Source organism: Salinimicrobium oceani, from assembly GCF_012037645.1.
In genome coordinates this window covers 1-341 of the sequence record NZ_JAAVJR010001230.1, presented here as the reverse complement: position 1 = coordinate 341, position 341 = coordinate 1, and the positions used below count along the sequence as shown (strand labels likewise).

At 43.1% G+C, this 341-nt stretch carries 1 protein-coding gene; it reads right to left on the bottom strand.

All coding sequences use genetic code 11. The annotated features are described in order from the left end of the window. A partial coding sequence (locus HC175_RS21595; protein ID WP_168139964.1) for a response regulator occupies positions 1 to 341 on the bottom strand: 341 nt, incomplete at both ends.

Below are 341 nucleotides of genomic sequence, written 5' to 3'. Positions count from 1 at the left end.
CTCAACAGCCGTTAAGGCAATCACCGGAAGATGTGCATCAAATTCTCTTATTTTCATGGTTGTTTCCATTCCATTCATTCCCGGCATGTTCACGTCCATTAACACGATATCCAGCTGCTGGACTCTTATAATGTCTAGCGCTTCTTCCCCACTCGCAGCTAAATAGCATTCAAAATCCCTTTTTTCGAGGATCCTTTGCGTTACCACCTGGTTGATACGGTTGTCATCCACAATAAGGACCTTTCTTACGTGCTTCTCAGTTTCGTCCGGGGCAGTATTTTTAACCAGATGTTTAATGCTTTCTCCTTCTGCACCCTGCTCAAATTCTATTTCGAAAACAA